Raw genomic sequence first — 25,969 nt, 5'->3', positions numbered from 1 at the left:
TCTATCCATTATTCTTTTGGTCTAGTTCGCGCTGGAAAACACCCGTTCCTACGGTCACTGGGTAAGTGATGTTCGCTTTTTGAGAGCATAGCGCAGCACCAACCGGCCGCAGCAATCGTCAGGCTTTGTCTTGGCCCCAAGAAAATCGGCCCGAATGCGCTGAGATGGTTCCGACAAGGCGCACAAGTTCCGTTTGCGAGTTGACGCCAACCCGGCCCGTGGCATTCTGCATGTGATTGCGCGCCGTGTTGTAGGACATACCCAGGCTGTCCGCTGTCTCCCGAAGGGTCGCCCCATTGGCAAGGCCCAGCACCAACTGGCTTTGTTTGTGGGTCAGGCCCAACAGGCGCTGGATCAACTCCTCATCGGCCTGTGGCAGGTCTCTCGGATCGAACAGGGTTATCAGTGCAAGGTCTCCCTCCACCATGAAGAACCGATGATAGTCCGGCGCATCGTAGAGCGAGTGGAGCGGCAGGCCGGAGAGCATGATGCCGGGCGCGAAGGCATTGGTCAGCATGATTGGCCCTGCGGGCAAGCGCTTGGTCAACGTTTGCACCAAAAGGCTTTCAAGCAGCAGATGATCCTCACTGCGGATGGCAACAAGTTGTTTGCCGTGCGAAAGCTGAAGAAGGGGCGAGGTTCGAAGGTACTGCTCTGCGCTCTTGTTCATCACCTTCACCACACCGCCTTTTGCCACAATGAAGGAGGGCGTTGGCAACTGATTGAGCCAGAACGTTTCGGCTTTCATCAGGGCCTCCTCGGCCCGTCGCGCATTCATTTCCAAGGACAGCTGATAGGCAGACTGCGCGAAAGGCATCAGGCGCTCTAAAGTACCCTCCAGGTCCAAGAGAGCATTGCCATTAAATCCCCGTGGGAAATTCACATTGATCTGCGCGGTGTTCACGCCCTCGCGCTTCAATATGATGGCGCTGGAGTTCTCAATGTTGTTGTGCCTGCGCAAAAATTCATGGTTGTACTCGGTGTTCTCAAGCTGGGAGAACTGCGCGTATCGGTTGAGCCGCATCAGCTCTCCGAGTGGCGCTTTTAGCAGCGCTGCGCTGTTGGGGTTGCCATGGGCTACCCTTGCGAAATCCTGAAGGAATGTGGGCGCGGCATTCAAGGTTTCAACATAGGGGTATTCTTGCCCATTACCGCCTTGATGCTGAAGCCGAAAAACAAAAATCACCTCATCGTAGCGTTTGGCAAGCGGGCGCAACGCATCTGTGAGATGCCCGCCGGTCATGACGGCACCGTACATGCCCTGTACGATTTGAGAGGTGAGTTCATCCATTCCAATTTGCCCCAGCGTATTGCGCTACAAACCGTGTGCAATCCCACAGTTTTGTCACAATTCATAAATGGCACAAGTGGAACGATGGAGTTACATCTGTTGTCCACATCAGCTTGAAGAAAACTACTTTTTGGAAGAAAATTGCCCGGCATGAGCTGAAATTGCACTGACAACCCGAACCAGCTCGGTTTGAGAGCTCAATCCTGCCCGTCCTGCCGCATTTTGAATGTGATTGCGGGCTGTATTGTAAGAAATGCCAAGGCTGTCTGCGCTCTCTCGCAGCCCCCGCCCCTTTGCCAGTTCAAGGATCAGTTTCGTCTGTTTGTCGGTGGTGCCCAAAATGCCGCCAACCAACTCCTCCGGTGCTTGTTGAACATCGGCAGGATCAAACAGTGTCAGCAGCATGTGTGTGCTGTCCGCCATGAAGAAGCGGTGGTAATCCGGTGCCTCATAGAGCCCATGCAATGGCAGGGCCTGCGCCATCACACCCAGCCCCTTGGGATGGTTCAGCACCATCGGGCCAACCGGCACATGCTGTGTCAGGCAGGTAGCGACCATATCCTGCAAGTTCTGCTCATGGTCCGTGAGGGAGGCATTCAACATGTTGTGCCTGTCCAACCACAACATCGGGGAAGCCTTCAAGAAGCGTGTTGCCGCCTCGTTGAACGCCTTCACCTTGCCGCCTTTGCCAAGAATGAAGGCCGGCGTGGGAATTTGCTCAAGCCAAAACCGACCGCAAACGTCAATCGCCTGCTCTTGCTGGCGCAAGTGCATTTCATGGGCATAGGAATAGGCAGAGCGCAAAACGGGCACAATGCGCTGCATGGTGCTGCGCAGCTCATCATAGGAGTTGCCGTTATAGGCCTTCGGAATGTTGGCGACCAATTGGGCGGTCTTGGTGCCCTCGCGGCGCAAGATCACCCCAACGGCTTTGGCAATCCCATTATGCTTGATCAGGAACTCGCGATTGTAGGGTGTCTCCTCCAGCTCGCGGAAATCCTTGTAGGCGTTGAAATCCACCAGTTCATCAACCGGAGCCTTCATCAAGATCGGTGCCAGCGGATTTTGATGCGCGACACGGATGAAGTCGTCCATATAGGCCTGTGTGCCGTTGACGATGAAGGCATTCATATTGGCGTTTTGCGGTACCGTGTGGTCTTGCAACCGACCGGTAAACACGACCTCATCATGCTGGGACGTTAACGGCCGCAGCGCTTCCGCCAACGGACGCCCAGTCAGCATGGCATCATAGATCTGATGCATGAGCACTGTGTCTAGAGCTGTCATTTCAGCGTTGCTACCCCAAGTGAATGCCTTGCAATTTAATCAAATTGCCTGCTTATCCTGTGCCGAAACTGACCACGCTCAGCTGCGCCCCCGGTCCGCCCCTGCCCGCATCATGGTAAAGCACAACCCAGCGACAGCATAGTTCAATATGCTGATTTGCATACTGGCGATATGGGAAAAAGCGTAGGCAAATCACCCCATAGGGGGAGTCGGGACAAAGGAATCGTGGTTTCGCTTTTTATTTCAACCTATAAGCGCCAAGCGTATGTCACAGACAGCTGCTAAAACAGGGTTAATAAAGCGTTTCAAATGACCCGCCGAAAGGCGGCCTAGCGTCAACCCTTTTTTTGACCAAATCCAAATCCACGACAAATTTCCGCCGCAATCCCTCAGAGATGTTGGGTTTTCCTGAGTTAGTATCTACTACATATTGTTTTCCAGAGGCTATTGGGGGGATGAAGAGGCCGTTCGAATTTCACCCCATTGGAGCCACCCGTGAAACCTCAAGTCATCAAGCGTGACGGCTGTCGTGTGCCGTTTGACCCTGTCCGCATCAAAGACGCCGTGCTCAGCGCAGCACCTGCATCTGAAGGTATGGGCCAGGCTTATGCACAAGATGTAGCGCAGGCGGTGACCGAGCAGCTCAATGCTGCTGATGAGGTGAACATCGACGCGATCCAGAACGCGGTTGAAGACATCCTGATGGCCGGTCCGCACAAGGCCGCTGCCCGTGCGTACATCGAGTACCGCCATGACCGGGATATCGCCCGCGAGCGCTACAGCAAGCTGAACGAGGAAATTCGCGGGCTCATTGACCAGAGCAACGCGGAAGTGCTCAACGAAAACGCCAACAAGGACGGCAAGGTCATCCCGACCCAGCGCGACCTGTTGGCGGGCATTGTCGCCAAGCATTATGCCAAGCGCTACATCTTGCCCCGCGACATTGCCAAGGCGCACGAGACCGGCGAGATCCACTATCACGACATGGACTACGCCCCGTTCTTTCCCATGTTCAACTGCATGTTGATTGATCTGGAAGGCATGCTGACCGGCGGCTTCAAGATGGGCAATGCGGAAATCGGTACGCCCAAGTCCATCTCCACCGCCACCGCTGTCACGGCCCAGATCATCGCGCAGGTTGCCAGCCACATCTATGGCGGCACCACCATCAACCGCATTGATGAAGTGCTGGCCCCCTATGTATCGGCTAGCTTTGAAAAGCACTTGGAAGTCGCTGAAAAGTGGGAGGTCAAGAACCCGCGCGCCTATGCGGAAGACCGCACGGAGAAGGAATGCTACGACGCGTTCCAGTCGCTGGAGTACGAAGTCAACACGCTGCACACGGCCAACGGCCAGACCCCGTTCGTCACCTTGGGCTTTGGCCTTGGCACCTCCTGGCAGTCCCGTCTCATCCAAAAATCCATCCTGCGCAACCGCATGGCGGGTCTTGGCATCAACGCCAAGACAGCGATCTTCCCGAAGCTGGTGTTCACCATCAAGGATGGCCTGAACCTGCGCAAGAACGATCCGAACTACGACATCAAGCAGATGGCGCTGGAATGTGCGTCCAAGCGCATGTACCCGGACATCCTGAACTACGACAAGGTTGTCGAGGTTACCGGCTCCTTCAAGGCACCCATGGGCTGCCGCTCGTTCCTCAATCCCTATGAGGAAGAGGGCAAGGAAATGCATGATGGCCGCAACAACCTGGGCGTGGTCAGCCTCAATCTGCCGCGTATCGCGCTGGAAGCCTACGGCAAAGAAGAGCGGTTCTTCCAGCTCCTCGATGAGCGGCTGAAGCTGGCGCGCCGGGCCCTCGACACCCGCATCGAGCGCCTGAAGGGTGTGAAAGCTCGTGTTGCGCCAATCCTTTACATGGAAGGCGCGTGCGGCGTTCGCCTCAAGGCTGACGACGACATCTCCGAGATTTTCAAGAATGGGCGCGCCTCCATTTCTCTCGGCTACATCGGCCTGCACGAGACCATCAACGCGCTTTATGGGGGGCAAGGGCACATCTACGACAGCGAGGCGCTTCAGGAAAAGGGTCTTGAAATCGTCCGCCGCCTCAAGGCCGCCGTTGATCGGTGGAAGGAAGAGACAGGCTACGCCTTCAGCCTCTATTCCACCCCATCAGAGAACCTGTGCAGCCGCTTCTGTGCGCTGGACACTAAGGCGTTCGGCATGCTCGACGGCGTCACCGACAAGGGCTACTACACCAACTCGTTCCATCTGGACGTGGAGAAGAAAGTTTCGCCCTACCACAAGATCGAGTTTGAACAACCCTACCCGGAAATCGCATCCGGTGGTTTCATCTGCTACGGCGAGTTTCCAAACATGCAGCGCAACATCGAAGCACTGGAAGATGTCTGGGATTTCTCCTATGACCGCGTGCCCTACTACGGCACCAACACGCCCATCGACGAGTGCTACGACTGCGGCTACACCGGCGAGTTTACCTGCACCAGCAAGGGCTTCCAGTGCCCAAGCTGCGGCAACCGCAACCCCGGCCGCGTTTCCGTGATCCGCCGTGTCTGCGGCTATCTGGGCAACCCGGATGCGCGCCCTTTCAACTTCGGCAAGCAGGAAGAAGTGAAGCGGCGCGTCAAGCACCTCTGAACGACGTTTGACACTTAGAGGTTCCGATGAATTTCCATCAGTATTACCCAATTGATGTGGTCAATGGTCCCGGCACGCGCTGCACCCTGTTTGTCTCTGGGTGCGCACACAAGTGTCCGGGGTGCTATAACGCGCGCACCTGGAAGCCGGAGAGCGGCGCACCATTCACCAGCGCGGTTGAAGACCAGATCATCGCGGACCTGACCGACACCCGCATCAAGCGGCGGGGTCTGTCCCTGTCCGGTGGCGACCCGCTGTTCCCGAGCAACGTGGAAGCCATCGCCAATCTGGTGGCCCGTGTGCGTCGGGAAGCGCCGGGCAAGGACATCTGGATGTGGACCGGCTACACGCTGGAAAGCATGACCAGTGCACAGCGCGAGGTGCTGCACGACATCGACGTACTGATCGACGGCAAATTCATTCAAGCGTTGCACGATCCACGCTTGAAATGGCGCGGCAGCGCAAACCAACGCATTATCGACGTACAGGATCAAGGCGTTGAGGATTGCACGTTTGTCCCGTCGCGCGACGCCCTTTTCTCGCTGTCTGTTCCCCCATGCCCGCAGGCCGTTGCGGCGGAGTAATCCCCGCCGGATAGGGGCATAACTCAACACGGCTTTAAGTCTTTAAAAACGCTAGGGCTAATTTGTTCCGGTGTTTTATCGCGGATTCACCTCTGAACTCCTAATCTTGCGCAACAACAAGAACAGGAGTTCAGAGATGAAAACCCTACTGGCAGGAACATTGGCGTTCCTTGCGCTGTTTATTGTCCAGACTTCAGCGCAGGCGCAGTCTTTGGAAGGCAGCGTCTCGGTTGGCCACGCCCCGCTACCGGATGCCAATGTAACCCTTTGGCAAACAAACGGTTTGAACGGGCCAGAACAGCTCAACGTGACCACCACCAAGGCGGATGGCAGCTTTTCCTTCAAGCAATTTGATGCAATCTCGGCACAGGGCAGTTTCTATCTTCTGGTCACAGCACAAGAGAACAAGAACCTTCTTCTCCTGTCGGTTCTGGGCACAGAGTTTCCAGAGAAGGCGGTGGTGAATGAGCTGACAACCGTTGCCAGCGTTTTCACCCACGCCCAGTTCCTCAAGGACCACAAGCTGGTCGGTACACCGCTTGGCCTTTCGATCGCAGCACGAAACACCCCAAATCTTGTAGACCCCGCCACCGGGACGTGGGGTGATGCGCTGCTCGATCCGCTCAACAGCACGCAGAGCACCACACTTGCCAAGCTGAACACCATGGCGTCCCTGCTGACAGCCTATGCCCTTTCCAAGGATTTGGACTGGACAGGAACCTATCAGGATCAAGTAGACGCCACACCGGCTGATAAAACCGCCGCCCGCACCACACTGGATGTGGCGGTAACGCTGGCACGGGCACCTTGGCAAAATGCAGAGCAGACTTTCAAGCTGTTTGAGACTGCCTACCCCATGAAAGAGGGCCTGCTTCGGCGGCCTGCGCCCTTCCAGCCCTATCTCCAGTATGCGCCCGATGACTTTGCGTTGGTGCTGCGCTTTGCCGGGGGCGGAACCTACGCGCCGGGGCGTCTGGCCATTGATGCGCAAGGCAATGTGTGGAGCGGTCAGAACTGGATGCCCGGTTCCCAGTCCAGCGTCGTGCACAATATTGGCGGCGGCTTGACCAAACTCGCCCCCGATGGAACGGCCCTTTCACCGCCCATCACGGGCTTTACTGGCCAGCGCGTAGATGGCGTGGGCTGGGGCACGGGTGTTGACCAGACCGGCATCTGGGTGGCAGCCCTGAACAGCACCATCAGCAAGTTCGACTTTGACGGCAACCTGATTGGCACGGAAAAGGACGCAGACCTCACCGGCCAGCTAGGGGAGCTGATGGGGGTCGCAACCGCGCCCAATGGCGATGTTTGGATTGCCGATGGCTCCAAGGACCAGCTGGTCCATTTTCCGGGAGGAGACACCAAACAGGGAAAGCTGGTTCAAGTTGAAGGCCTGAAGTCGCCCTTTGGCATCGCTGTTGACGCGGAAAACCGGGTCTGGGTGAGCAACTCTCAGTCCAACACCGTGCTGCGCTTTCCTGCCGATGATCCCAACGCCGTTGAAAGCTACAGCGTGGGCACCGGTGTGCGCGGGGTGGCGCTGGATTCCTCCGGCAACCTGTGGGTCGCCAGTCTGCTGGATGTGGGGGCGGAGCCACCCGCCATTCCCGCTGGAACACCCATCATGAAACAGTTCGAGCTGCTGGCAAAGTCCATGGAAAAACAGCTTGTTGGCGGTGAAAGCTCCGGCGTTGTCAGTTTGATCAGCCCGTCTGGTGAACAGGTTCATCCAAAGGGCTTTAACGGCGATGGCAAGATCAACGTCCCGTGGGGCGTTTCCGTGGATGGCCACGATGATGTCTGGCTCGGCAATTTTGGTGGACGCGGCGTCGCGCTTCTGGCGGGCGTTAAACGCAGCGATGAAATGCTGGATGTTGATCCGGGCGATGTGGTTCACATTTTCCAAAGCGGAAGCATTCAGATGGTAACGGATGTTGCCATCGACCCGGCAGGCAACGTGTGGCTTGCAAACAACTGGAACGATGCCGAGGTTGTGGTGAGTGACGACCCCAGCCGCCCTTCCTCCACCTGGGCTGGCGGCACCGGCATCGCCGTGATTTACGGCGCGGCCAAGCCCGTCGAGACCCCGGTGATGGGGCCCGTAAACGTTCCCGTTCAATAAGTTAGCCGGATACATCTTCTAAGCGTTACGCGGCGGACGCACGCGCCGCGTAAACCCTAGTTCAAACAGCTTGGTGCTTTTTGCCGTTTAAGCGCTATAGTTTTTCGCAAAAAGGCCGGAGAATGCCGATGATAACCGCTGTGCGCCAACTGATTGGCGCTCTAGCACTTCTTGCCCTTGTCCCCTTGCCGAGTTGGGCCGCCCAGCTTCAAGGCGTCGCCACGCTTGGCGGCGAACCTCTGGTGGCGGCCCCGGTGATCCTCTGGCAAACCGATGGCGAGTCAGGGGCCGACCAGCTTGGTGCCGCTGTGACCGATGAGAACGGCAGCTTCACCTTTTCCCGGCTCGACGGGGCCAATGAGGATGGGCTGTTCTACCTGACAGCCGCCCACGTTGAGAACAATCAGGTGATGTTGATGTCGGCCATTGGGCCGCGCTTGCAGGAGCAGGTTTTCATCAACGAGCTGACCACCATTGCCACCATCTTCACCCATGCCCAGTTCATGAACGGGGTGGACATTCGCGGCAACCAGCGGGGCCTTCTCATTGCCGCTGCCAACATGCCCAATCTGGTGGACCCACTCACCGGCACGTGGGGTGAGGCCGTGCTGAGCCCGCTGAACGCTAGAGAAAACAACAGTCTTGCCAAGCTCAACACCCTCGCCAGCCTGATCACGGCCTATCACCGCACCGAGGATGAGGTATGGGCCGATGCCTTTGAGCGTCTGGCCCTGCCCGTTCAGCAGGACCGCTCTGTGCCCCCCACCACCATTGATGTGATTGCAGCCATTGCCCAGCAGCCATGGATTGGGGCACCAGACATCTACGACCTGTTTGACCGGGCCTTTCCGGTGCCCGAAGGCGGCCAGCGCCGGGAGGCCCCGTTCGTGCCTTACCTTGATTTCCGACCACGCGACTTTGCCATGATCCTCGCTTTTGCCGGAGGTGGCATCAACGCGCCTGCGCGGCTGGCCGTAGACCGCTGGGGCAATGTGTGGAGCGGCCAAGTGTGGATGCAGGGCTCCCTGTCCTCTCCGGGGCAAAACATTGGCGGCGGCCTTGCCAAGCTCGGCCCCAACGGCGAGCCCAAATCCCCCGCGCCAACAGGATGGACCGCTGGCGATCTCAACGGGGTGGATTGGGGCGTGGCCAACGCCTACGACGCCATTTGGGTGGGGTCATTGAACGGCGAGATTTCGAAATTCAATTTTGCCGGAGACCTCATCGGCACTTCTGAAGATTCCAAGCTGAATGGCGAGATACAGCAGATTACGGGCGTTTCCGGCGCAGCAAGTGAAGACGTCTGGGCCGCTGACGCCCAAGGCAATCAGCTGATCTACTTTCGAAATGGCAACACGGAGAACGGCAAGATCATCGTTGTCGATGGGCTGGACCGCCCCTTTGGCGTGGTGGTGGATGACGAAGACCGCGTTTGGGTTGGCAACGGCGGCAGCGATACGGTGCTGCGTTTCAATGCGGGCGACCCTTCCAAGGCAAAGAGCATCAAGGTGCCCAATGCGCCGCGCGGCCTTGCCATAGACTCCCTTGGCAACATCTGGGTGGCCAGCGCTTTGTCGCCTGACACGCCGCTGCCTGAGCCTCGGGAAGGCGAGCCTGCCCTTTCAACGTTTGACCGGATCATTGAGCAGTTCCTTGCGGAAAAAGACAGCCATGCCCCGCAGGGACGCATTTATGCCATTCGGCCCGATGGTGAACTGATCACGGCAGAAGGGTTTGCCGGTGATGGCGCGCTGGACATGCCATGGAGTGTGAGCGTTGACGGCAACGACGATATCTGGATCGCCAGCCTCTGGAACCGCAGCGTTGTGCTGATGGCAGGCGTCACCCGCGGCGAGACCTCCCTCAACACTCAAGTTGGCACCGTGCTGCACAGCTTCCAGAGCGGCAGCATAAAGGGCGTGACCGACGTGGCCACGGACACCGCCGGGAACCTTTGGATCGCCAACACCTGGGATGACTTCTCGCAGGCCCCGGAAACCTCCAATCTGGTGGGCCCGCGCAAGATTTGGCGCGGTGGCGGTACGCTGGCCGTTATCTACGGTGTGGCAACACCTGTTCACACGCCCATCATTGGCCAGACACGGCGTCCTTGACCCCTCTGTCTGCCGTTCCTGCAAAGCGCGGGCGCCCGCCCGCAGTCCTTGGCTTACTGTCTTCGGCCCCAGCTTGTTCGTAGGCCCTATGCCCCGCACCTCAGTGCGGCGGGGATAGCTTTTTTCAATGCCCGGAAAGCATTCGGAAACCACGTTTGAAACAGGTCTGGTTATCCCCTTCACACCAAGCAAAACGGCGGGTCTTCGCCTCTTGGATAGCTGGGAAGGAGAACAACAAATGCCCTATCCCCTCACCATGGCGGCCAACCCAGAAGCGCTGGCACCGGGTCAAATCGCCTTTTCGGAGACCTTCATTCAAACCACGCCAATGGCTTCAAGCCTCGGCATTGCCTGCAGGTGCGGGTACTGGATGGCCGTGGCGCACCTGCCCCTTGTCATCACCTACGCGGCAGAAGGGGCCTTGGTGGCGGAAGTCTTTGATCGCACCGTAGCCCCTGAGATCTTTAAAGGTTTCCAGATGTTCGCCCGGATGAGGGCGGGCCAGCGCTTTGATGAAACGGTTTTCTTCGGCAGCGTTTCCGGCTGGGGCTGTCAGGCGGTCGGCTATACGGAGCTGCGCGGTTTCTTCGAAGGGGCCTCGACCCGTTTTGCCCTGCAAGACGAGGAAGACGGCCCGTGCAAGGTGCAGATCACAGAGAACGCCCTGTCAGTTATGCCCCTTTGAAAGGGGGAGAGACGGCAGCCCCGCCTGAACAAGCCCGGAGCTGCCAAACCCGGCAGCTCTGATATACCAAAAACGGGGTACTAACCAAAAATCATTCTCATATTAGCGTCTTCACGAGAAAGTTGAACGCGACAGCGCAAGCCCGCTAGAACAACTTCCCTTCTCCAATACCCCGCATGGAATGAGATTGTAGAAATTGCGCAACAATAGAATGCATTTCCAACATTTTTCTCTGAACTAGGTTTTACTGCTTTTCTTTTTGCCCCTTGCGGCCCCCTATGGGAATTTTATTCCAAAGCCGCTATATAGAGCCCAACGCACTTCATCACTCAAGCAATCAAGGTTTAATCATGCGTGCTCTTGTTGTAGCAGCGGCTCTTTTGACCGCGATCCCGGCAGCTCAGGCTGACACCATCCGCGTTGGAATGTCCGGCGGCTATTTCCCATTCACCTTTGTTCAGCAGGACAAACTTCAGGGTTTTGAAGTGGATGTCATGAACGCTGTCGGCGAAGTCACCGGCGACGACATCGAGTTTGTGACCATGAGCTTTTCCGGTCTGGTTGGGGCGCTGGAAGCAGGCCGCATCGACACCATTGCCAACCAGATCACCATCACGCCAGAGCGCGAAGCCAAGTTCACCTTTACCCAGCCCTACGTTTATGACGGTGCGCAGGTCGTGGTGAAGGACGGCAATCAGGACGAAGTAACCGGCGTTGAGGCCCTGAAAGGGCGCTCCGTTGCGGTGAACCTGGGCTCCAACTTCGAGCAGCTTCTGCGCGAACTGCCCTATGCAGACGAGATCGACATCAAGACCTACGAGAGCAATCTGGCACAGGAAACCGCTCTGGGCCGCGTTGATGCCTTCGTCATGGACCGTGTGAGCGCTGCACAGTTGATCAAGGAAACACCGCTGCCGCTGGCCCTTGCTGGCGAGCCCTTCTCCGAGATCCGCAACGCGCTGCCATTCCGCTCTGACGATGAGAGCAAGGCGCTGGCTGCAAAGGTGGACGCTGCCCTCACCACGCTGAAGGAAAACGGCAAGCTCGCCGAAATCTCCCAGAAGTGGTTCGAAGCGGACATCACCAAGAACTAAGAGGGCCTCTGCTTCCTCCCAAGCAGCGAGACCCCAAGCGTAGAGAGTATCCTGATGCGAGCGCTCGACTTTGAGTACATGCTCGGGCTGGTGCCCGTGCTCCTGAAATACGTGCCCCTGACCCTTGGCATGGCCTCGGTCTCGATGGCACTGGCGCTCGCATTGGCCTCTCTGCTTGCGATTATCCGCGTGGCGGGCATTCCGGTTCTGGATGGCATCACGCGGGTGTTCATCTCTTTCTTTCGCGGCACACCGCTCCTGGTTCAGCTGTTCCTGTTCTATTACGGCTTGCCACAGCTGCTGCCGATCCTGACCGCGCTGGACGGCGTGAGCGCCGCGATCATCGGCCTGACCCTGCACTTTGCCGCTTACATGGCAGAAAGCATTCGCGCCGCCATCCTTGGCGTGGACCGCAGCCAGTGGGAAGCCTCCAAGGCCATAGGCATGTCCATGGCGCAGATGATGCGCCGGATCATCCTGCCTCAGGCCTCCCGCGTGGCCGCACCAACGCTGGTCAACTACTTCATCGACCTGATCAAGGGCACCTCGCTGGCGTTCACCCTTGGGGTGACCGAGCTGATGGGGGCAGCCCAGAAGGAAGCGGCGGGCAGCTTCCTCTACTTTGAAACCTTCATCGTGGTCGCCGTGTTCTATTGGGTGATCGTTGAAGCGCTCTCCCTCTTCCAGCAGCGTCTGGAAGGCAGACTGTCGAAGGCATTTGTACGATGATCAAGATCCGCGGCCTCACCAAGATTTACAATGGCACGCCTGTGCTGAACGGCATCGATCTGGACATCGAAAAGGGCGAACGCATTGTCATCATTGGCCCTTCTGGCACAGGCAAGTCGACGCTGCTACGCTGCCTGAACTTTCTCGACACGCCGGATGGCGGAGAAATCATCTTCGATGATGAAACCATCGACGTGACCAAGGCCAGCCCGAAGGACATTCAACGCCTGCGCCTGCGCACCAGCTTCGTGTTTCAGAACTACGCCCTGTTTGCCAACAAGACCGCCCGCGAGAACATTGCCGAAGGTCTTTATACCGTGCGCAAGTGGGGCCGTGAGGAGGCGCTGAACAGGGCGGATGAGATCCTTGCCACCATTGGCCTTGCGGACAAGGCGGACGCCTATCCTGCCGCGCTTTCGGGTGGTCAGCAGCAACGCGTTGGCATTGGACGCGCCATGTCTGTTGATACGGACCTGATGCTGGTGGACGAGCCGACCTCCGCGCTCGACCCGGAATGGGTGGAGGAAGTGCTGCAGCTCATGAAACGGGTTGCCGACCAGCACCGCACCATGCTGATCGTTACCCACGAGATGAGCTTTGCCAAAGACATCGCTGATCGGGTGATCTTCATGGAAGGCGGCCGGATCGTCGAGCAAGGCCCACCCTCAAAGATCTTCTCTGCACCGGAGGATGATCGGACCAAGGCATTCCTGCGCAAAGTGTTGCCAAGCGCTTCCTGACGTGTCGTAGTTTTGTAATTCTTAGGTGTTGTTAAGGCGCTCAACTCAACTAGTATTAGAATAAATTCCATTTTCGGGTTTATTCTTGGATTGAGTTGGGAGCCAAATGAATATTGATCGCATTTCTTCTGTTGGCGCGACTGTAATCGCACTTGTTGCGTTGTTTGCGAGCCAGTTTCCACCGCTCTACACCTACTTCCAGCAGGGTGAGATTGAAGAGAGCGAACTTGCCGATTTTGCGCTTCGCTGCGGAAAGTGGGGTGTGTTTGCCACGGCCAAAATCCCCTATCAGAACGTGGGAGATGGCTATGCGACCGTGCTTTCCATGCGATTGGCCATTGCCGACAGCAGCGGCAAAGTTGTGGCCGCTTTTCAAGACCCCGGCGTTCAGTCCAAAACCAAAGTGGATATGCTTGCTCGGCCCGTGTTTGAGCCCTTTGTCAGCCGCGGGATAGCGCCGACGGAACAATGGGTTGCCAGTGCCGTCTATCAGCCAGACTGGTCGAGCCAGAACATTGAAACCTTCCGCATTTTGTTTCAGCGGCTGGAGAGTGCCATCGAGTACGCTGATCTCTCGTTGGATGCAGAGCCTGCCTACGATGTCGACCCGGAGATCACCGAGAATCTGAGCAAGGCTTATGAGCCCTTGATCAGGTGGGCTCAAAAAGGCGCGTACAGCATTGTGCTTGAAACGATCTGGAACGATGAGGATGGCGAGCGCCATACCATTCAAAGCACTACATCTTTTTCATTGGATGCCAACGAAGCAGCAGCACTCCAACGCTACTACACTGCGGACAATCTGAACGAAAACCCAGACTTCTATAACTCCTGCAGGATTGCGCCGGACCTGAAGAGAGTAAGCTACTCCTCTTAGCGCCCGGCAAGACACGAGGCGCGGTATGCCGCGCCTTTCTCGCCTTACCTATGCTTTGTCGTCCAAGTACCACATGCGGGCCAACGACTGATCCTTGCGCAAGAAGTGGTGATAAAGCGCCGCCACAACATGAAGCGCCAGAAGGCCCATCAGCAAACGCACGCCAAGGCCATGGCCCGCCCGGGGGCCAACTTCAGTAAAGTCTGGCAGAGGCCCAGCTGTGACATCAAACAGCACATCCGCGGCGCCGGTAAGTGCCATCATGCCAATGCCACTGATACACACGAACAGGATCAGGACATAGGTCAGCGTGTGAACAATCCGCGCCAACCGGTTTTGCAAGGCGTTACCCTCTTGCGCAGGCGCTGGCTTGCGGTCTGCCACCAGCCACCAACCAATACGCAGCACAGTGAGCACCAGAATGCCGAGCCCCATGGGCACATGGGCGGCCAAAATGGTCTTGCGCGCCACTTCGGAGGACGCATAGCCCGACAAGAAGCCTGAGGTGAGCAATGCAACGATCACCGCAGCGCTCAGCCAATGCAGAGTAACAGCAACAGTGCCGTACTGGTTCGGGGTGCTTTTCATGTCCGTCCTCATTTATTTATATAGCATGCTATATATCATAAACATAGCATGCTATGCAACTCTGTGTTAGACTGAGCCATGGAGTTTTCTAAAAACCGATCTGCCGGATACTTGGCCAACCTCATGGCGCGTCTGTTTGCCGAAGGCCTTTACGAGCGCATTCGCCCGCTTGGCATTTCGCCCGGCCAGTTCCCTGCCCTTCTTGAACTCTGGGAGCGGGGCAGCTGCACACAAGCCGATCTCGTTCGGGCCACAGACGTGGAGCAAGCCACCATGGCTGCCACCTTGAAGCGCATGGAACGCGATGACCTCATTCATCGCAAACCCCACCCGGATGATTCCCGCGCGCGTGTCATTTTCCTCAGTGAGAAAGGCAAGGCAATTCGGGAGGCTGCCTATGAGGCGGCCAAAGCACAAAATAAAGCCGCCCTTGCGGGCTTGAGCGATGAAGAGGTGGAGCAGTTCATCGACCTGATGCTGAAGGTGATCGCCACCATGCGCAGCGAAAAAGAGCACTAAACCCACAGCTCCAGCGGTTTTCCTTCACAAAAACACTGGTGATTTACGCAGGAACCATTAGAAGGCTGCGAATGCGCCCAGGCTGCTTCGCCTGTCAGCGCGTGAACCCGAAAAAGAAACGAATGCGCCCAGGTCTATTCCGCCTGCAAGCGCCAGGAGTTCCCTATGACACCCAATCAGATCTCAAGGCAGCGCCTTGAGGGCTTGTTCTTTCTCGCCCTGTTTGCGGCGTGTATTCCCACTTCCAACTGGATGCTTGCAAACGTTGGCACCGTGTGCCCGTCCAACGGCCCGTGCCTGATCCCTGTCGGCTTTGGCTTGATGGCACCAAGCGGCGTTGTTGTTGTCGGTGCGGCGCTTTTGCTCCGTGACCTGGTGCAGCGCCGCCTTGGTCTCAACTGGGCCATTGTGGCCATTGCCGTTGGTGCGCTGCTGTCGTGGATGGTGGCCCCACCTGCCATTGTAATTGCCTCCGTTGTGGCGTTCCTGCTGTCGGAATTTGCCGATCTTGCCATTTTCACGCCGCTGCAACGACGCGGTTTGGTGCGCGCCGTGGTGCTGTCCTCGCTGGTGGGACTGGTGCTGGACAGCGTGATCTTTCTGCAGCTCGCGTTCGGCAATCTGGATTTTCTTTTGGAACAGATTGTCGGCAAGGCATGGGTCGTGTTTGCCACCATCCCATTGGTGGCGCTGATCCGTCGCTATGACGCCCGCCGTGGCCTGCAACCCGCTTGACCCCCCAATACACAGAGGCGAGACAATGACCCATTCCGAACAGGGCCTTGGCCAACTTGGCGTTTCCACCCCATTGCCACAGAGCCCGGAAGAAGCCGTGCTGGAGCGCGTGCCCAACCCACACGAAGACACGAACTATGTGACCCGCTTCACCATGCCGGAGTTCACTTCCATTTGCCCGGTAACCAGCCAGCCGGACTTTGCCCACCTTGTGCTGGACTTTGTGGCCGACAAATGGCTGGTGGAGAGCAAGAGCCTGAAGCTCTATCTCCTGTCCTTCCGCAACCATGGCGCGTTTCACGAAGACTGCACAGTGGCGATTGGCAAGCGCATCGTAAAGCTGATTGAGCCGCGCTGGCTGCGCATTGGCGGTTACTGGTACCCGCGCGGTGGAATGCCCATTGATGTGTTCTGGCAGCATGGAGAAATCCCCGCTGGCACGTGGGTGCCAGATCAGGGTGTTCAGCCCTATCGCGGACGCGGATAACCAACCATCTGGCTGCAAAACTCGCTGCGCCGGTTTTCAGGAAGCCGGCGCACGCGCGCCCTTTACCCTAACGACAGCTTCAGTTTTTAGTTGTAGTGTTGCGCGCAACCTTGGGCTGATTTGGCCCCGACCAAGGAGCGTGCATGTTTGCCAAGCCGAAACTCCTCATTGCCCTTGCGCTTACTGCCTTCATCGCCGGATGGGGCCTTTATGATGTTGCCAGCCTTGCCGCCATCGCCACCGAGTTGGTAACCGTTCAGTTCACCTCTCGCGGATGGTTCATCATGCTTACGGTGAGCTTCCTGCTCCTCATCAGCTTTACCATTGCGGTGAGCCGCTATGGCAACATCAAGCTGGGCGCGGATGACGACGAACCTGAGTTTGACGTGGTGTCCTGGCTGACCATGCTGTTTTCCGCTGGTATGGGGGTGGGCCTGCTGTACTGGGCAACCGCCGAGCCCGTAACCCATTTTCTGACCCTGACAGAGCAAACAGAAGAATCCTTTGCCGCAGACAAGGCGCTGTTTCTGACCAACTTTCATTGGGGTCTGCACGCTTGGGCCATCTACGCAATGACAGGGCTGGTGATTGCGTATTTTGGCTTTCGCAAGGGCGAGCCAAGCGTCATCGGGGCCCCCATTCGCCATGGCTTTGGTGATCATGTGCTCGTACGGGCCGTGGCCTGGCTGAGTGACCTGCTGGCGATCTTTGCCATTGCAATCGGCCTTGGCGGCTCAGTTGCCATGGGTGTGTTTCAAGTGCAGGAAGGGCTGAACATCATGTTTGGACTGGAGGGTTCCGGCATGACCCTTACCGTCCTCGTGTTTGCAGCCTTGTGCCTGTGCTACTTTCCCGCGCTCGTGGTGGATCTGGGCAAAGGCATGTCGCTGTTGGCAAACCTTGCCATGGGCATAGCCATTTTGCTGCTTGTGTTCCTGCTGCTGGCAGGTCCAACCCACTACATCATGGGCGGGCTGGTGCAATCCATCGGCGAATATCTCTCCAGCGTGGTACCCCATGGCTTCCGAACGTTCACCTTCCTTGACGAGACGGTCAATGACTGGTTCCAAGCCTGGACGCTGAACTACATGGTGTGGTGGCTGGCGTGGGCTCCGTTTGTGGGCGTGTTCATTGCGCGCATTTCCAAGGGCCGCACAATCCGCGAGTTCTTGTGCGGCGTGATTTTGGTGCCAACGGCGTTTTCTGTCATCTGGTTCGGAGTGTTTGGCGGCGTGGGTTTTCATGCTGCGCTGGTGGACACGGTGCCCATTCTGGAAGTGACACGCACCAATCTGGATGCAGTGACTTACTATGTGCTCGACATGTTCCCCTTGCCGACCCTGACCAGCATCGCAGTAATCATCGCCACCTTCCTTTTCATTGTAACCAGTGTGGTGAGTGCCGCTTTCGTTCTTTCCATGTTTTCCTGCGAGGGGGATGTTAATCCGCCGTCGCGGGTCAAACTGGTCTGGGGCGTGATTTTGGGCGGGCTGGGCTTTGTGATGATCCTGACCGGAGACGTGGCCACGGTGAAAACAATCATCGCCCTTGGCGCACTGCCGTTTGTCTTTATCGTTTGCCTGCTGGTGGTCGCCTTCTTGAAAACCCTCAAGGCAGAGGAGAGTGTCAAATGAGCGAGTGGCTCGATACGATCATGAACATCGAGGTCTTCGCGTTCATCGCGCTTCTCGTGTGGCTGTACTTCGCCCCGATCGGAGTAGACAGCAAGGACCGCAAGGACAAACCGGACTGAAAAGCCATTCAGAACAACAGCGGTATCAACGTAAGCGCGTTGAACACTGAAAGCATGCTCAAGAGCACGAGACTGGCGGTGTTGAGGATCATCAACAAAACGATGAACCAGCGCTGCCAACCCTGAAGCAACAAGGCCAGATACATGTTGCAGAGTGTTAAGATCATGAAGAGCGCGAGCCCCGTGCTGCCGGGCAGCTGCGCGGCAAACACCGAGTTGGGCAGCTCGAACAGCGAATGCTGGGCCACCATGTAAAGGCCCGGCACAGCCACATTGATGAACACGGCATAGATTTGCCAGTTGTCGCGGACCTTGTTCTGCCCTGCCTTTTTCATCAGCGTCGTGCCCCCCACCAATGCTGCCTATCCCCTTAATGTTTAGCGCCATTCAGCCAGCACCTACACATCGGGTATTTACTTAACACTTGAGACCGTTACCCTGCGCGGTCTTGCCGCATATACCTATCGAGTCGGGCCCCGCCATGTTCAAAAGCATTTCATCAACGGCAGTCTTCGCCGGTTTCCTTGCCGCATTTGTTGGCTTTGCCAGCTCCTTTGCGGTGATCATCCAAGGGCTGCGCCAGGTTGGCGCGACACCCGAACAGGCGGCTTCCGGTCTCATGGTCCTGTCCATCCTCATGGGCGGCCTCGCCATCCTTTTAAGCCTGAAAACGAAGATGCCCATCAGCATCGCATGGTCAACGCCCGGTGCCGCCCTGCTTGCCTCGTCCGTGCCTCTTGAAGGCGGCTTCGCGCTCGCGACCGGCGCTTTTGTGGTGGCAGGGCTTCTGGTGGTTGTGACCGCCTATTTTCGCCCCTTGGAGCGGCTGATTTCTGCCATTCCGACGAGCATTGCGCAGGCCATGCTGGCAGGCGTGTTGATGGTGTTGTGTCTGGCACCCGTCAAAGCCGTGGCAAGCCTGCCGCTGGTCGCTCTGCCCATCGTGCTGACATGGCTTATCGTTGGCCGCATGAACAGGATCGCCGCTGTGCCGGCGGCTGTTGTTGCCACCGCCATTGCCATTTCCTTGACCACCGACCTTTCCGGCATGGCCACGGCCACACTGGTCGCAACGCCAATTCTTGTGTTTCCAGAGTTCAGTTGGGCCGCACTTGTGGGCATCGCCGTGCCGCTTTACATCGTTACCATGGCCTCGCAGAACATCCCCGGCATGGCCATCCTGAACAGCTTTGGCTACAAGCCCCGCTCCGGCCCAACCATTGGCGCAACGGGGATTGCAACCATGATCGGCGGCCCTTTTGGGGCGCTGTCCGTCAACATGGCAGCCATTACCGCCGCCATGTGCGCGGGCGAGGAGGTTCACCCAGACCCTGCAAGGCGCTACTGGTCTGCCGTCTTCGGCGGTGTTCTTTACATTTTTCTCGGCATTTTTGCAGCGGCCGCGGTGGCGTTCATCTCACTCTCGCCGCCAATCCTGATCGAAGCGGTGGCTGGTCTCGCTCTCATCGGTGCGCTCACCGCTTCCATGAGCGGCGCGCTTAAAGACACCGAAAACCGGGAAGCCGCCATGGTCACATTCCTCATTGCCACATCCGGCGTTTCCGCGCTCGGCATTGGCAGCGCGTTCTGGGCGCTTCTGTTCGGCTGTGCAATGGTGGCACTGAACCGGGTCCGACACCGGAACCCCGCCTGAGCCGGGCCGGAATGCCCGCAGAAAGTGTGCTTCGCCCCCTGTTGACCCTTGGCGCAAATCTCTATATTAGAATTATCTAATATTTAGAGCATCACGCAACAGCGCGAACGCGCCGTGCAAAGTGGACAGGGACATGGAAACAAGCTTTACCCCCCTCGCCTCGCTGGCGGGCGGCATCTTGATTGGTCTTTCGGCCGTGCTTCTTTATGCCGGTCTTGGCCGGATTGCGGGCATCAGTGGCATTGTGAGCCGCCTTCTGCCGCCATCCGGCAGTGCAAATGAACGCGGCTGGGAGGTGACCTTTGTCATCGGCCTCATAGCCGCACCGGTGCTCTTTCAACTGCTGAGTGGCGGCCCAATCCAGCAGACCTTTACCGCAGGCCTGCCCTTGCTCGCCATTGCCGGAGTGCTGGTGGGCTTTGGGTCCGTTTATGGCAACGGCTGCACCAGCGGCCATGGGGTCTGTGGCATTTCCCGTTTGTCTGTGCGCTCCATTGCAGCAACGCTCACCTTCATGGCGACCGGTTTCATCACCGTGTTCGTTCTGCGCCATCTTGTTGGAGGCTGATCCCATGGCACGACTTCTTCTCGGCCTTGCAGCAGGCCTGATCTTCGGTTTCGGTCTGGCGCTTTCGGGCATGGACAACCCGGCCAAGGTGCAAAACTTCCTCGACCTTGCTGGCACGTGGGACCCAAGCCTCGCTTTTGTGATGGGCGGGGCAATCGCGGTGGCCATGCCTGCGTTCTTCTTCTTAAACAAGTTGGAAAAGCCATTGCTGGACAACAGCTTTCACCTGCCGCTCAAAGCCGCAGTGGACAAGCGCCTTCTGGCTGGCGCTGGCATTTTCGGCATTGGCTGGGGTTTGGGGGGCCTCTGTCCAGGACCTGCCCTGTCCTCTGCCGGACTTGCAACGACAAGCGCACTTGTTTTTGTCGCCGCCATGATCATCGGCATGGCAGTGGCCCGCCGCGTTTAAAACGCCCCACTTCACCGGATGTCCTGCCGGGCTCGCGTCTTCTTCGTGGGAGGAGCGAGCCCCGGCCCTTGTGAAAGCCTGCGCAGATGATTAAGTATTTCTCCCAGTTACTCACTCAGCTGACTGGAGAAAAACGCGTGTCCATACGCCAGCTCACCCCTGACTTTTTTGTTGCCGGTCAGATTACGCCGGAAGATGTGCCTGCCCTTAAGGAGCACGGGTTCAACGCGCTGATCTGCAACCGCCCGGACGGGGAGGATTTTGGCCAACCCACCGTGGCCGAAGTGACCAAGGCCGCCGAAGAAGCCGGCATGGAACTGGTGTTTATTCCCGTTGACCACAGCTCTGACCTGATGACCGCCGCGCTTGAAATGGCTGAGGCAATCGACCGCCTGCCCGCCCCCGTGCTTGCCTACTGTCGCAGTGGCGCCCGGTGTACAACATTGTTTCAAGCAGCCCAATCCCTGCCCAAAGCAGGCTGAGCCGTGAACAAGCTGTTTCTCAGTTGAATTCCAAACTGGATTGCCCCCTGAAACCGCGCTAAACGGGTGAACGTGTTTCACCCAAGCGCCGGAACAGGAGCTCCCTCAGTATGCGTCTTCTTCAGGAAATGGTCCAAGGCCTCAAGAACATACAGGCTGGCCTGCAGAAGCTGTCTCCGGCAAAACGCCTTACGCCAGAGGCCATGGCCTTACGCGCCATGACGCCGGAAGACTTGATCTTCCGCATCTGGGCGGCAGAGCCTGAGGACTTATCCATGTTTTCCTCTGGCTTTCTTCAGGTTGTCGCGCCCGATGCCCTTAAGGCGTCGCTGCAGCAGGCGCGCAGCGTCTATGGCCCTGCGGTGGAGGTCGCCCGCGACCACAAGGGGCCTGGCTATCTGGTGACCACGCAGGACTTTGTTTTGCCTGTGCTTTTGGACCGCGCGCGCGCAGGCCACGCCTCTGGCTTTTTCATCAAGTCACCGCGCAGCAGATTGACCAACATTCAGGATATTCTACAGGCGATGCGTGAGCTTGCACCTCGCCATAGCCACCTGCTGATCAAGGATGGCCACGTAGAAGCTCAGTACAACGCGCAGGTGCGCCTCGCCATTGGCTCCTCCTTCAAGATGTGGGTGCTGGAGGCACTGCGCGCCAAGTTGAAGGCTGGCAACCTGAAGGCAACACAAAAGCTGCGCTTGTCAGAGGAGTTCGCCTCCCTGCCCGGCGGCCTTGTCAGTGGAAAGAACATTGGCGGCCTGCAGAGCGTGAAAGCGGTCACCCAGCAAATGATTGCCAATTCAGACAATTCTGCGGCAGATCTCATCATCAACCTGGTGGGAGCACGCACTCTGGACGGCGCAGACGGACGGACGCCTTTTCTGACCACACGCCAGTTCTTTCAGCTCAAAGCCGACCCAGCCCTTGCGGACCGCTATGCCGCTGCCAGCACTGACGAGCGCCTTGCCATTTTGGCCGAGCTGGCGGACCGCCCACTGCCGGGACCGGATGCTGCCGCCCTTCCCTACAAAGAAGGCCTGCAGTGGTATGCAAGTGCAGAAGAACTCTGCGAGATCATCGAGAAAGTGGGCGATGACCCCGCCATGAAAATCTTCCTTGGCGCGGCGGAAAAGGCCGACTGGCACCATGTGGCCTATAAAGGCGGCAGCGAAATTGGCGTGCTGAACTTCACCTATCAATTGGAAACAAAAGGCGGTACAAAATACCGCCTCTCCGCGACCTGGAATGACCCATCGGCCCCCATCAACGAACCCAAGGCCCTAGCCCTGATGGCGAGTTTGTTGGAGGGTTTTAAAAAAGCCTAACGGGTTAAAATTGTTTGTAGCGACGCGTCCAGACAGACCTGCTTTCCTGCCTTTCTAGCTTCATTGACTCTACGGCGAGCCACCTCTACTTCACGATCAGGGTCGTGAAGTCCAGTATGTTTAGCCCACACCCAAGGCTGCGTATTGGCCTCTAAGCTATTATTGTACTCTTTTTGATAGCCAGTTTGGAAAAAAGTAAAGCCGGAAATGCTCACACTATGTACAGGACAGCGTAACAAATAGGCTATAGCAGCTAAACCTGTTGTTGGAGCGTACCCTCCAAGATCTTCCACTAGTTCATTATAAAAAGAAAATGGCAGTACCTTTAGTTCAACACCGAACTTACTCAAGGTATTAGAAGCTCGATAAAACTTCCCTCCAACACCTAAATAAGTAGCGTGTGGAAAAACGACATACTTCACGTGTTCTTCGAACAAAGCATTCTTGGAAAGATTTCCTGCACTTCGCTCTCCCGTTTCCTCCAAATTGTGGAACAAGACTTTGCCAATCGCTGGAGCTCCAAAAACGTTTTCCGGCTTGGAATGAAGAAGGCGATTCATAACTATCAAGTAGTCAAATTGGCTAGCATCTAACTGAACATGGGTACCCTCGAGAGGCGCTGCAGGTCCTACCACAGCAATTCTCTTCGAAGTGAAATCACGCCCTTGCATAACGTGGCGACCGCCAATATTGGATGCCATAAATCGAAAGCGATTTACTGCCATCTTTAGTAATCTAGTCTTACCCAAAATAGTCTAACCGCCCAAACTAAAACCCGAACATTCGGGAAAAAAAGCTATTTGCTGAGTTTGTCCCTGCGTAAAGAAACTCGTTAATACTAGCATGTTCAGCCTCTGAAAATCGACTTAGCCGTTCTAGATCACCAGCCGACAGGTTCTTCAACCTCTCAAGCGAGACAACACGCTCATCATCTCCCAAGCAATCACCAACCAATGCCGAAATCTTCGGAGTATTGGATTCAACAGCAATAAAAGGTGTAGAAGTAAGAAGACACAAGGTAACTGTATGAAACCGCCCGGTTACAACAAGTTGTGCCTCACCTATGCGTTTCAAGAAACTGTGAAAGTCCGATGTCGGCTTATACAATCGCGTAGCCGGAAAAACACCTAGCGACTTTTTGATTTTTTTCCTTCTTTTTTCCAACCAGGTTGGTTTCCTCTGCATACTCTCAAAGACGAATGAGTGTTTGTCGGCGAAGGCCTTGATCTCACGGGAATATGACGGAAATACACTGTCGGTCGCCAACTTCGTGGTTCTTTCACCGCATGCTTCTGGCCGGAAACTCAAATCAACCATCGATAGATCAGGCGCGATTTCACAATTGATACCGTTTTTTTCCAAGTATTCTTTACTTCTACTTTCTCTAACCAAAATTTTTGAGAATGAATTTAAAGCCTCAAAGGCTTGGTCATCGAGATTAAATAATGAACTATTGACCAGAAACGAGGGAACTCCTAACTCCTTTGCAAATCTGGACAACCCCAGTAGTTGCCTAGCTCGGGGCCGCGAATCTACTGTATGAATCGAACCCTCACCGTTGACGACTATCGCATCTAACGACATTGATCGTAACCTTGCTTCAAAGGGTGACCAGTCGCTTGCCACTGGCCAGAAAAGGCAGGGCTCTGAAGCGTGCTTGGCCAGTAAATTCGTTAGATTTGTCATAACTAAGTTGCAACCGTGATGCAAAGTGGGCGAGGTGTCATTAAATAATGCAATTCTCACTTCATTATTCCCTTTCCAAAGCCTTTCAATGCACCAGTGAGACTAGCCAGTACCGTTAATGGAGACCTATGCCCCGCATCTGCCGCAATAATTTCCCAACCATTTTTAGAAACTAAAGTTTTTGCGAACAATCTTTCAGCGGCAAAGTCATGTTGGCCAAAGTTATGGTGCTTCTCGTAATAGCTTTTGGTTTCTTTAAAGTCGAAACCGTACAAGGTGACAGAGTACGGTTGGAATCGACTGATTAAATCCAAAGCCATGCATCCTACTGAAGGCCTAGCGCCGATCAATGCAGATAGTCTCGACCAATACTCACTAGGATAAACAATTTCTTCATTATCCGGTAAATTTACTTGCTTTGGGGACATTCCAATACGGTAGCGGTAGTTGGCTCTCTTTAGTACCGGTGTCATTTGATCTAGTACACTAAAACACCAAATGTCGGTTTTCTTGCCATGAGATCGAGCAGAAGGAGATACGACGCCCCGATTCAATCTTACAACAATGTCATGAGCGTCAATGTCTCGCCCAAATGAAGTTCTAAGCAAGGACTGCGCATTACCAACTATTGCGACACGATTTCCTCGCACTTCTTGCTCGATCTTTATTAAGTCCATCTATCAGCGGCGCTCCGAACGCTCGGTATGACTCGTCTACCATCTTGCTCCGCCATCCAATCAAACAGGTCAGAAAATGCGCGCTCATACTTATCTATAACTGGGAACAGCTCTTCGGCCTCGGACAGCGAGCTAGCCACAGGTATTTCGAGGCCCGAACTTTCAATTAAGCCTCTAATTTTATGTGTATTTCCTTCAAGTGCTACGAACGGAGTTCTTGCTTTGCAAGCTGCATAAACCGCGTGATGTCGCCCGGTTATGAGAACTCTCTTAGAAGACAAGAAGTCAATAGTTTCCTGCCATGTCCCCGCTGCCAAATCTAGGTATTCGTAGTTCTCAAAAGAGTTCACAAATTTAACGAACTTGCCCATTTCCTTGCTGTAATAGTCTGTTACTGCTACTCCATGCCTGTTTTGGTTTCGCTTCGGATGTACAGTGTCTCCAAAGAAAAATGACGCATCAATAACAAAGTCTGCTAGTACATCATGGCTAGCTCGCAACTCATGTTGGCTGAGTACATCGCGTGTAATGATACGATCTAGTTTTCGCAATATACCGTCATAGTTGCTGGTATTATTTGCCCAAACAGTGTTTACGAGAAATGCGGGCGCACCGAACTCCACAGCTGCTTTCAGGGCTCTCATTTTTTTATGGAAATTTGGGCCATTATCATGCATTGCTCCTTCACCATTTACCGCTAACGCATGGAAAGGCTCACCATAGACTGCAACTTGCCAACCATTCTGAATTGCAGCCTTGCGTAAACTTTCGATGACAGCAGTACAACCGCAATGGTAGCCGTCATGACTACCCAATATACGCAACTTCGGCTTACCAGTACCAGAATACTTGACTAGAGGCGGGTTAGTATACTCCCAATCCCGCTCTTTATCTTTTCTTAACCCAAGCTTTATTCGAGCGGCATCGAGTTTTTTCTTAATACTCAT

General features: G+C 56.0%; 27 protein-coding genes. 19 read left to right on the top strand and 8 right to left on the bottom strand.

The features are described from left to right. Window positions 1–118 precede the first annotated feature (118 nt). Complete coding sequence (locus tag PUV47_RS13385) at window positions 119–1,291, bottom strand: helix-turn-helix transcriptional regulator (protein WP_274219074.1); 1,173 nt, start codon at window positions 1,289–1,291, stop codon at window positions 119–121. A gap of 123 nt (window positions 1,292–1,414) precedes the next feature. Continuing rightward, a complete protein-coding gene (locus PUV47_RS13380; protein WP_274219073.1) occupies window positions 1,415–2,578 on the bottom strand; it encodes a helix-turn-helix transcriptional regulator in 1,164 nt (387 codons plus the stop codon). A 495-nt stretch (window positions 2,579–3,073) separates the two neighbouring features. Between PUV47_RS13380 and nrdD the strand changes: the two genes are divergently transcribed. From nrdD to PUV47_RS13335, 9 genes are all read left to right on the top strand, one after another. Continuing rightward, window positions 3,074–5,194, top strand: coding sequence for an anaerobic ribonucleoside-triphosphate reductase (gene nrdD, locus PUV47_RS13375; RefSeq protein WP_274219072.1), 2,121 nt, complete (start codon window positions 3,074–3,076; stop codon window positions 5,192–5,194). A 26-nt stretch (window positions 5,195–5,220) separates the two neighbouring features. Further along, on the top strand, window positions 5,221–5,778 hold the full coding sequence (nrdG, locus tag PUV47_RS13370) for an anaerobic ribonucleoside-triphosphate reductase-activating protein (protein WP_274219071.1): 558 nt from the start codon (window positions 5,221–5,223) through the stop codon (window positions 5,776–5,778). Window positions 5,779–5,914: 136 nt separating this feature from the next. Next, window positions 5,915–7,900 (top strand): hypothetical protein, encoded by a 1,986-nt coding sequence (locus PUV47_RS13365; RefSeq protein WP_274219070.1) that lies wholly within the window; start codon window positions 5,915–5,917, stop codon window positions 7,898–7,900. A 122-nt stretch (window positions 7,901–8,022) separates the two neighbouring features. Continuing rightward, window positions 8,023–10,014: a hypothetical protein gene (locus tag PUV47_RS13360; RefSeq protein WP_274219069.1), complete on the top strand. Its 1,992-nt coding sequence runs from the start codon at window positions 8,023–8,025 to the stop codon at window positions 10,012–10,014. 238 nt (window positions 10,015–10,252) lie between these two features. Beyond that, window positions 10,253–10,699, top strand: coding sequence for a hypothetical protein (locus PUV47_RS13355; protein WP_274219068.1), 447 nt, complete (start codon window positions 10,253–10,255; stop codon window positions 10,697–10,699). Between the two features lie 350 nt (window positions 10,700–11,049). Continuing rightward, window positions 11,050–11,793, top strand: a complete 744-nt coding sequence (locus tag PUV47_RS13350) for an amino acid ABC transporter substrate-binding protein (RefSeq protein ID WP_274219067.1) — start codon at window positions 11,050–11,052, stop codon at window positions 11,791–11,793. A gap of 54 nt (window positions 11,794–11,847) precedes the next feature. Further along, window positions 11,848–12,522 carry an amino acid ABC transporter permease gene (locus PUV47_RS13345; RefSeq protein WP_274219066.1) on the top strand — a complete coding sequence of 225 codons (675 nt, stop codon included), beginning with the start codon at window positions 11,848–11,850 and terminating at the stop codon, window positions 12,520–12,522. After that, window positions 12,519–13,262: an amino acid ABC transporter ATP-binding protein gene (locus tag PUV47_RS13340; protein WP_274219065.1), complete on the top strand. Its 744-nt coding sequence runs from the start codon at window positions 12,519–12,521 to the stop codon at window positions 13,260–13,262. The genes PUV47_RS13345 and PUV47_RS13340 overlap by 4 nt, the downstream gene beginning before the upstream one ends. A 106-nt stretch (window positions 13,263–13,368) precedes the next feature. Then, the gene (locus tag PUV47_RS13335) at window positions 13,369–14,139 is read left to right on the top strand and encodes a hypothetical protein (RefSeq protein ID WP_274219064.1); all 771 of its coding nucleotides are present in this window, start codon (window positions 13,369–13,371) and stop codon (window positions 14,137–14,139) included. Between the two features lie 48 nt (window positions 14,140–14,187). On the opposite strand, the gene PUV47_RS13330 is transcribed toward PUV47_RS13335, so the two are convergent. Beyond that, window positions 14,188–14,727: a cytochrome b gene (locus PUV47_RS13330; protein WP_274219063.1), complete on the bottom strand. Its 540-nt coding sequence runs from the start codon at window positions 14,725–14,727 to the stop codon at window positions 14,188–14,190. Window positions 14,728–14,805: 78 nt separating this feature from the next. Here PUV47_RS13330 and PUV47_RS13325 point away from each other — a divergent pair, with 78 nt between their 5' ends. From PUV47_RS13325 to PUV47_RS13305, 5 genes are all read left to right on the top strand, one after another. Continuing rightward, window positions 14,806–15,246: a MarR family winged helix-turn-helix transcriptional regulator gene (locus tag PUV47_RS13325; protein WP_274219062.1), complete on the top strand. Its 441-nt coding sequence runs from the start codon at window positions 14,806–14,808 to the stop codon at window positions 15,244–15,246. Window positions 15,247–15,411: 165 nt separating this feature from the next. Next, complete coding sequence (locus PUV47_RS13320; protein ID WP_274219061.1) at window positions 15,412–15,981, top strand: VUT family protein; 570 nt, start codon at window positions 15,412–15,414, stop codon at window positions 15,979–15,981. A gap of 25 nt (window positions 15,982–16,006) precedes the next feature. After that, window positions 16,007–16,468: a preQ(1) synthase gene (gene queF, locus PUV47_RS13315; RefSeq protein WP_274219060.1), complete on the top strand. Its 462-nt coding sequence runs from the start codon at window positions 16,007–16,009 to the stop codon at window positions 16,466–16,468. A gap of 143 nt (window positions 16,469–16,611) precedes the next feature. Continuing rightward, entirely contained in the window at window positions 16,612–18,102 is a 1,491-nt protein-coding gene (locus PUV47_RS13310; RefSeq protein ID WP_274219059.1) for a BCCT family transporter, read from the top strand. Beyond that, window positions 18,099–18,221: a hypothetical protein gene (locus PUV47_RS13305; protein ID WP_274219058.1), complete on the top strand. Its 123-nt coding sequence runs from the start codon at window positions 18,099–18,101 to the stop codon at window positions 18,219–18,221. The genes PUV47_RS13310 and PUV47_RS13305 overlap by 4 nt, the downstream gene beginning before the upstream one ends. Window positions 18,222–18,229: 8 nt before the next feature. Here PUV47_RS13305 and PUV47_RS13300 read toward each other — a convergent pair whose 3' ends face one another. Further along, a complete protein-coding gene (locus tag PUV47_RS13300; protein ID WP_274219057.1) occupies window positions 18,230–18,556 on the bottom strand; it encodes a hypothetical protein in 327 nt (108 codons plus the stop codon). Window positions 18,557–18,702: 146 nt separating this feature from the next. On the opposite strand from PUV47_RS13300, the gene PUV47_RS13295 reads away from it, so the two are divergent. The 5 genes from PUV47_RS13295 to PUV47_RS13275 all read left to right on the top strand — a co-directional run bounded on the left by PUV47_RS13295 (window position 18,703) and on the right by PUV47_RS13275 (window position 22,659). Then, window positions 18,703–19,875: a benzoate/H(+) symporter BenE family transporter gene (locus tag PUV47_RS13295; protein WP_274219056.1), complete on the top strand. Its 1,173-nt coding sequence runs from the start codon at window positions 18,703–18,705 to the stop codon at window positions 19,873–19,875. 133 nt (window positions 19,876–20,008) lie between these two features. Then, window positions 20,009–20,443, top strand: a complete 435-nt coding sequence (locus PUV47_RS13290) for a YeeE/YedE family protein (protein ID WP_274219055.1) — start codon at window positions 20,009–20,011, stop codon at window positions 20,441–20,443. Window positions 20,444–20,447: 4 nt separating this feature from the next. Further along, window positions 20,448–20,852: a DUF6691 family protein gene (locus tag PUV47_RS13285; protein ID WP_274219054.1), complete on the top strand. Its 405-nt coding sequence runs from the start codon at window positions 20,448–20,450 to the stop codon at window positions 20,850–20,852. A gap of 137 nt (window positions 20,853–20,989) precedes the next feature. After that, window positions 20,990–21,334: a TIGR01244 family sulfur transferase gene (locus tag PUV47_RS13280; protein ID WP_274219053.1), complete on the top strand. Its 345-nt coding sequence runs from the start codon at window positions 20,990–20,992 to the stop codon at window positions 21,332–21,334. Window positions 21,335–21,444: 110 nt separating this feature from the next. Next, on the top strand, window positions 21,445–22,659 hold the full coding sequence (locus PUV47_RS13275) for a serine hydrolase (protein ID WP_274219052.1): 1,215 nt from the start codon (window positions 21,445–21,447) through the stop codon (window positions 22,657–22,659). On the opposite strand, the gene PUV47_RS13270 is transcribed toward PUV47_RS13275, so the two are convergent. Genes PUV47_RS13270 through PUV47_RS13255 form a run of 4 tightly spaced genes read right to left on the bottom strand, consistent with a single transcriptional unit; the run spans window position 22,656 to window position 25,969 of the window. Beyond that, complete coding sequence (locus PUV47_RS13270) at window positions 22,656–23,384, bottom strand: hypothetical protein (RefSeq protein ID WP_274219051.1); 729 nt, start codon at window positions 23,382–23,384, stop codon at window positions 22,656–22,658. The genes PUV47_RS13275 and PUV47_RS13270 overlap by 4 nt on opposite strands. Window positions 23,385–23,427: 43 nt before the next feature. Further along, window positions 23,428–24,405, bottom strand: a complete 978-nt coding sequence (locus PUV47_RS13265; protein ID WP_337994504.1) for a polysaccharide pyruvyl transferase family protein — start codon at window positions 24,403–24,405, stop codon at window positions 23,428–23,430. Continuing rightward, window positions 24,402–25,022 (bottom strand): glycosyltransferase family 29 protein, encoded by a 621-nt coding sequence (locus PUV47_RS13260; RefSeq protein WP_274219049.1) that lies wholly within the window; start codon window positions 25,020–25,022, stop codon window positions 24,402–24,404. Before PUV47_RS13260 ends, PUV47_RS13265 begins: the two co-directional genes overlap by 4 nt. After that, window positions 25,013–25,969, bottom strand: coding sequence for a polysaccharide pyruvyl transferase family protein (locus tag PUV47_RS13255; protein ID WP_274219048.1), 957 nt, complete (start codon window positions 25,967–25,969; stop codon window positions 25,013–25,015). Before PUV47_RS13255 ends, PUV47_RS13260 begins: the two co-directional genes overlap by 10 nt.

Origin of the sequence: Pseudovibrio exalbescens (genome assembly GCF_028737195.1) — a bacterium.
In the GTDB taxonomy this organism is placed as follows: domain Bacteria; phylum Pseudomonadota; class Alphaproteobacteria; order Rhizobiales; family Stappiaceae; genus Pseudovibrio; species Pseudovibrio zosterae.
The sequence above is the reverse complement of the archived record's forward strand: the minus strand, read 5'-3'. Positions and strand labels throughout refer to the sequence as shown.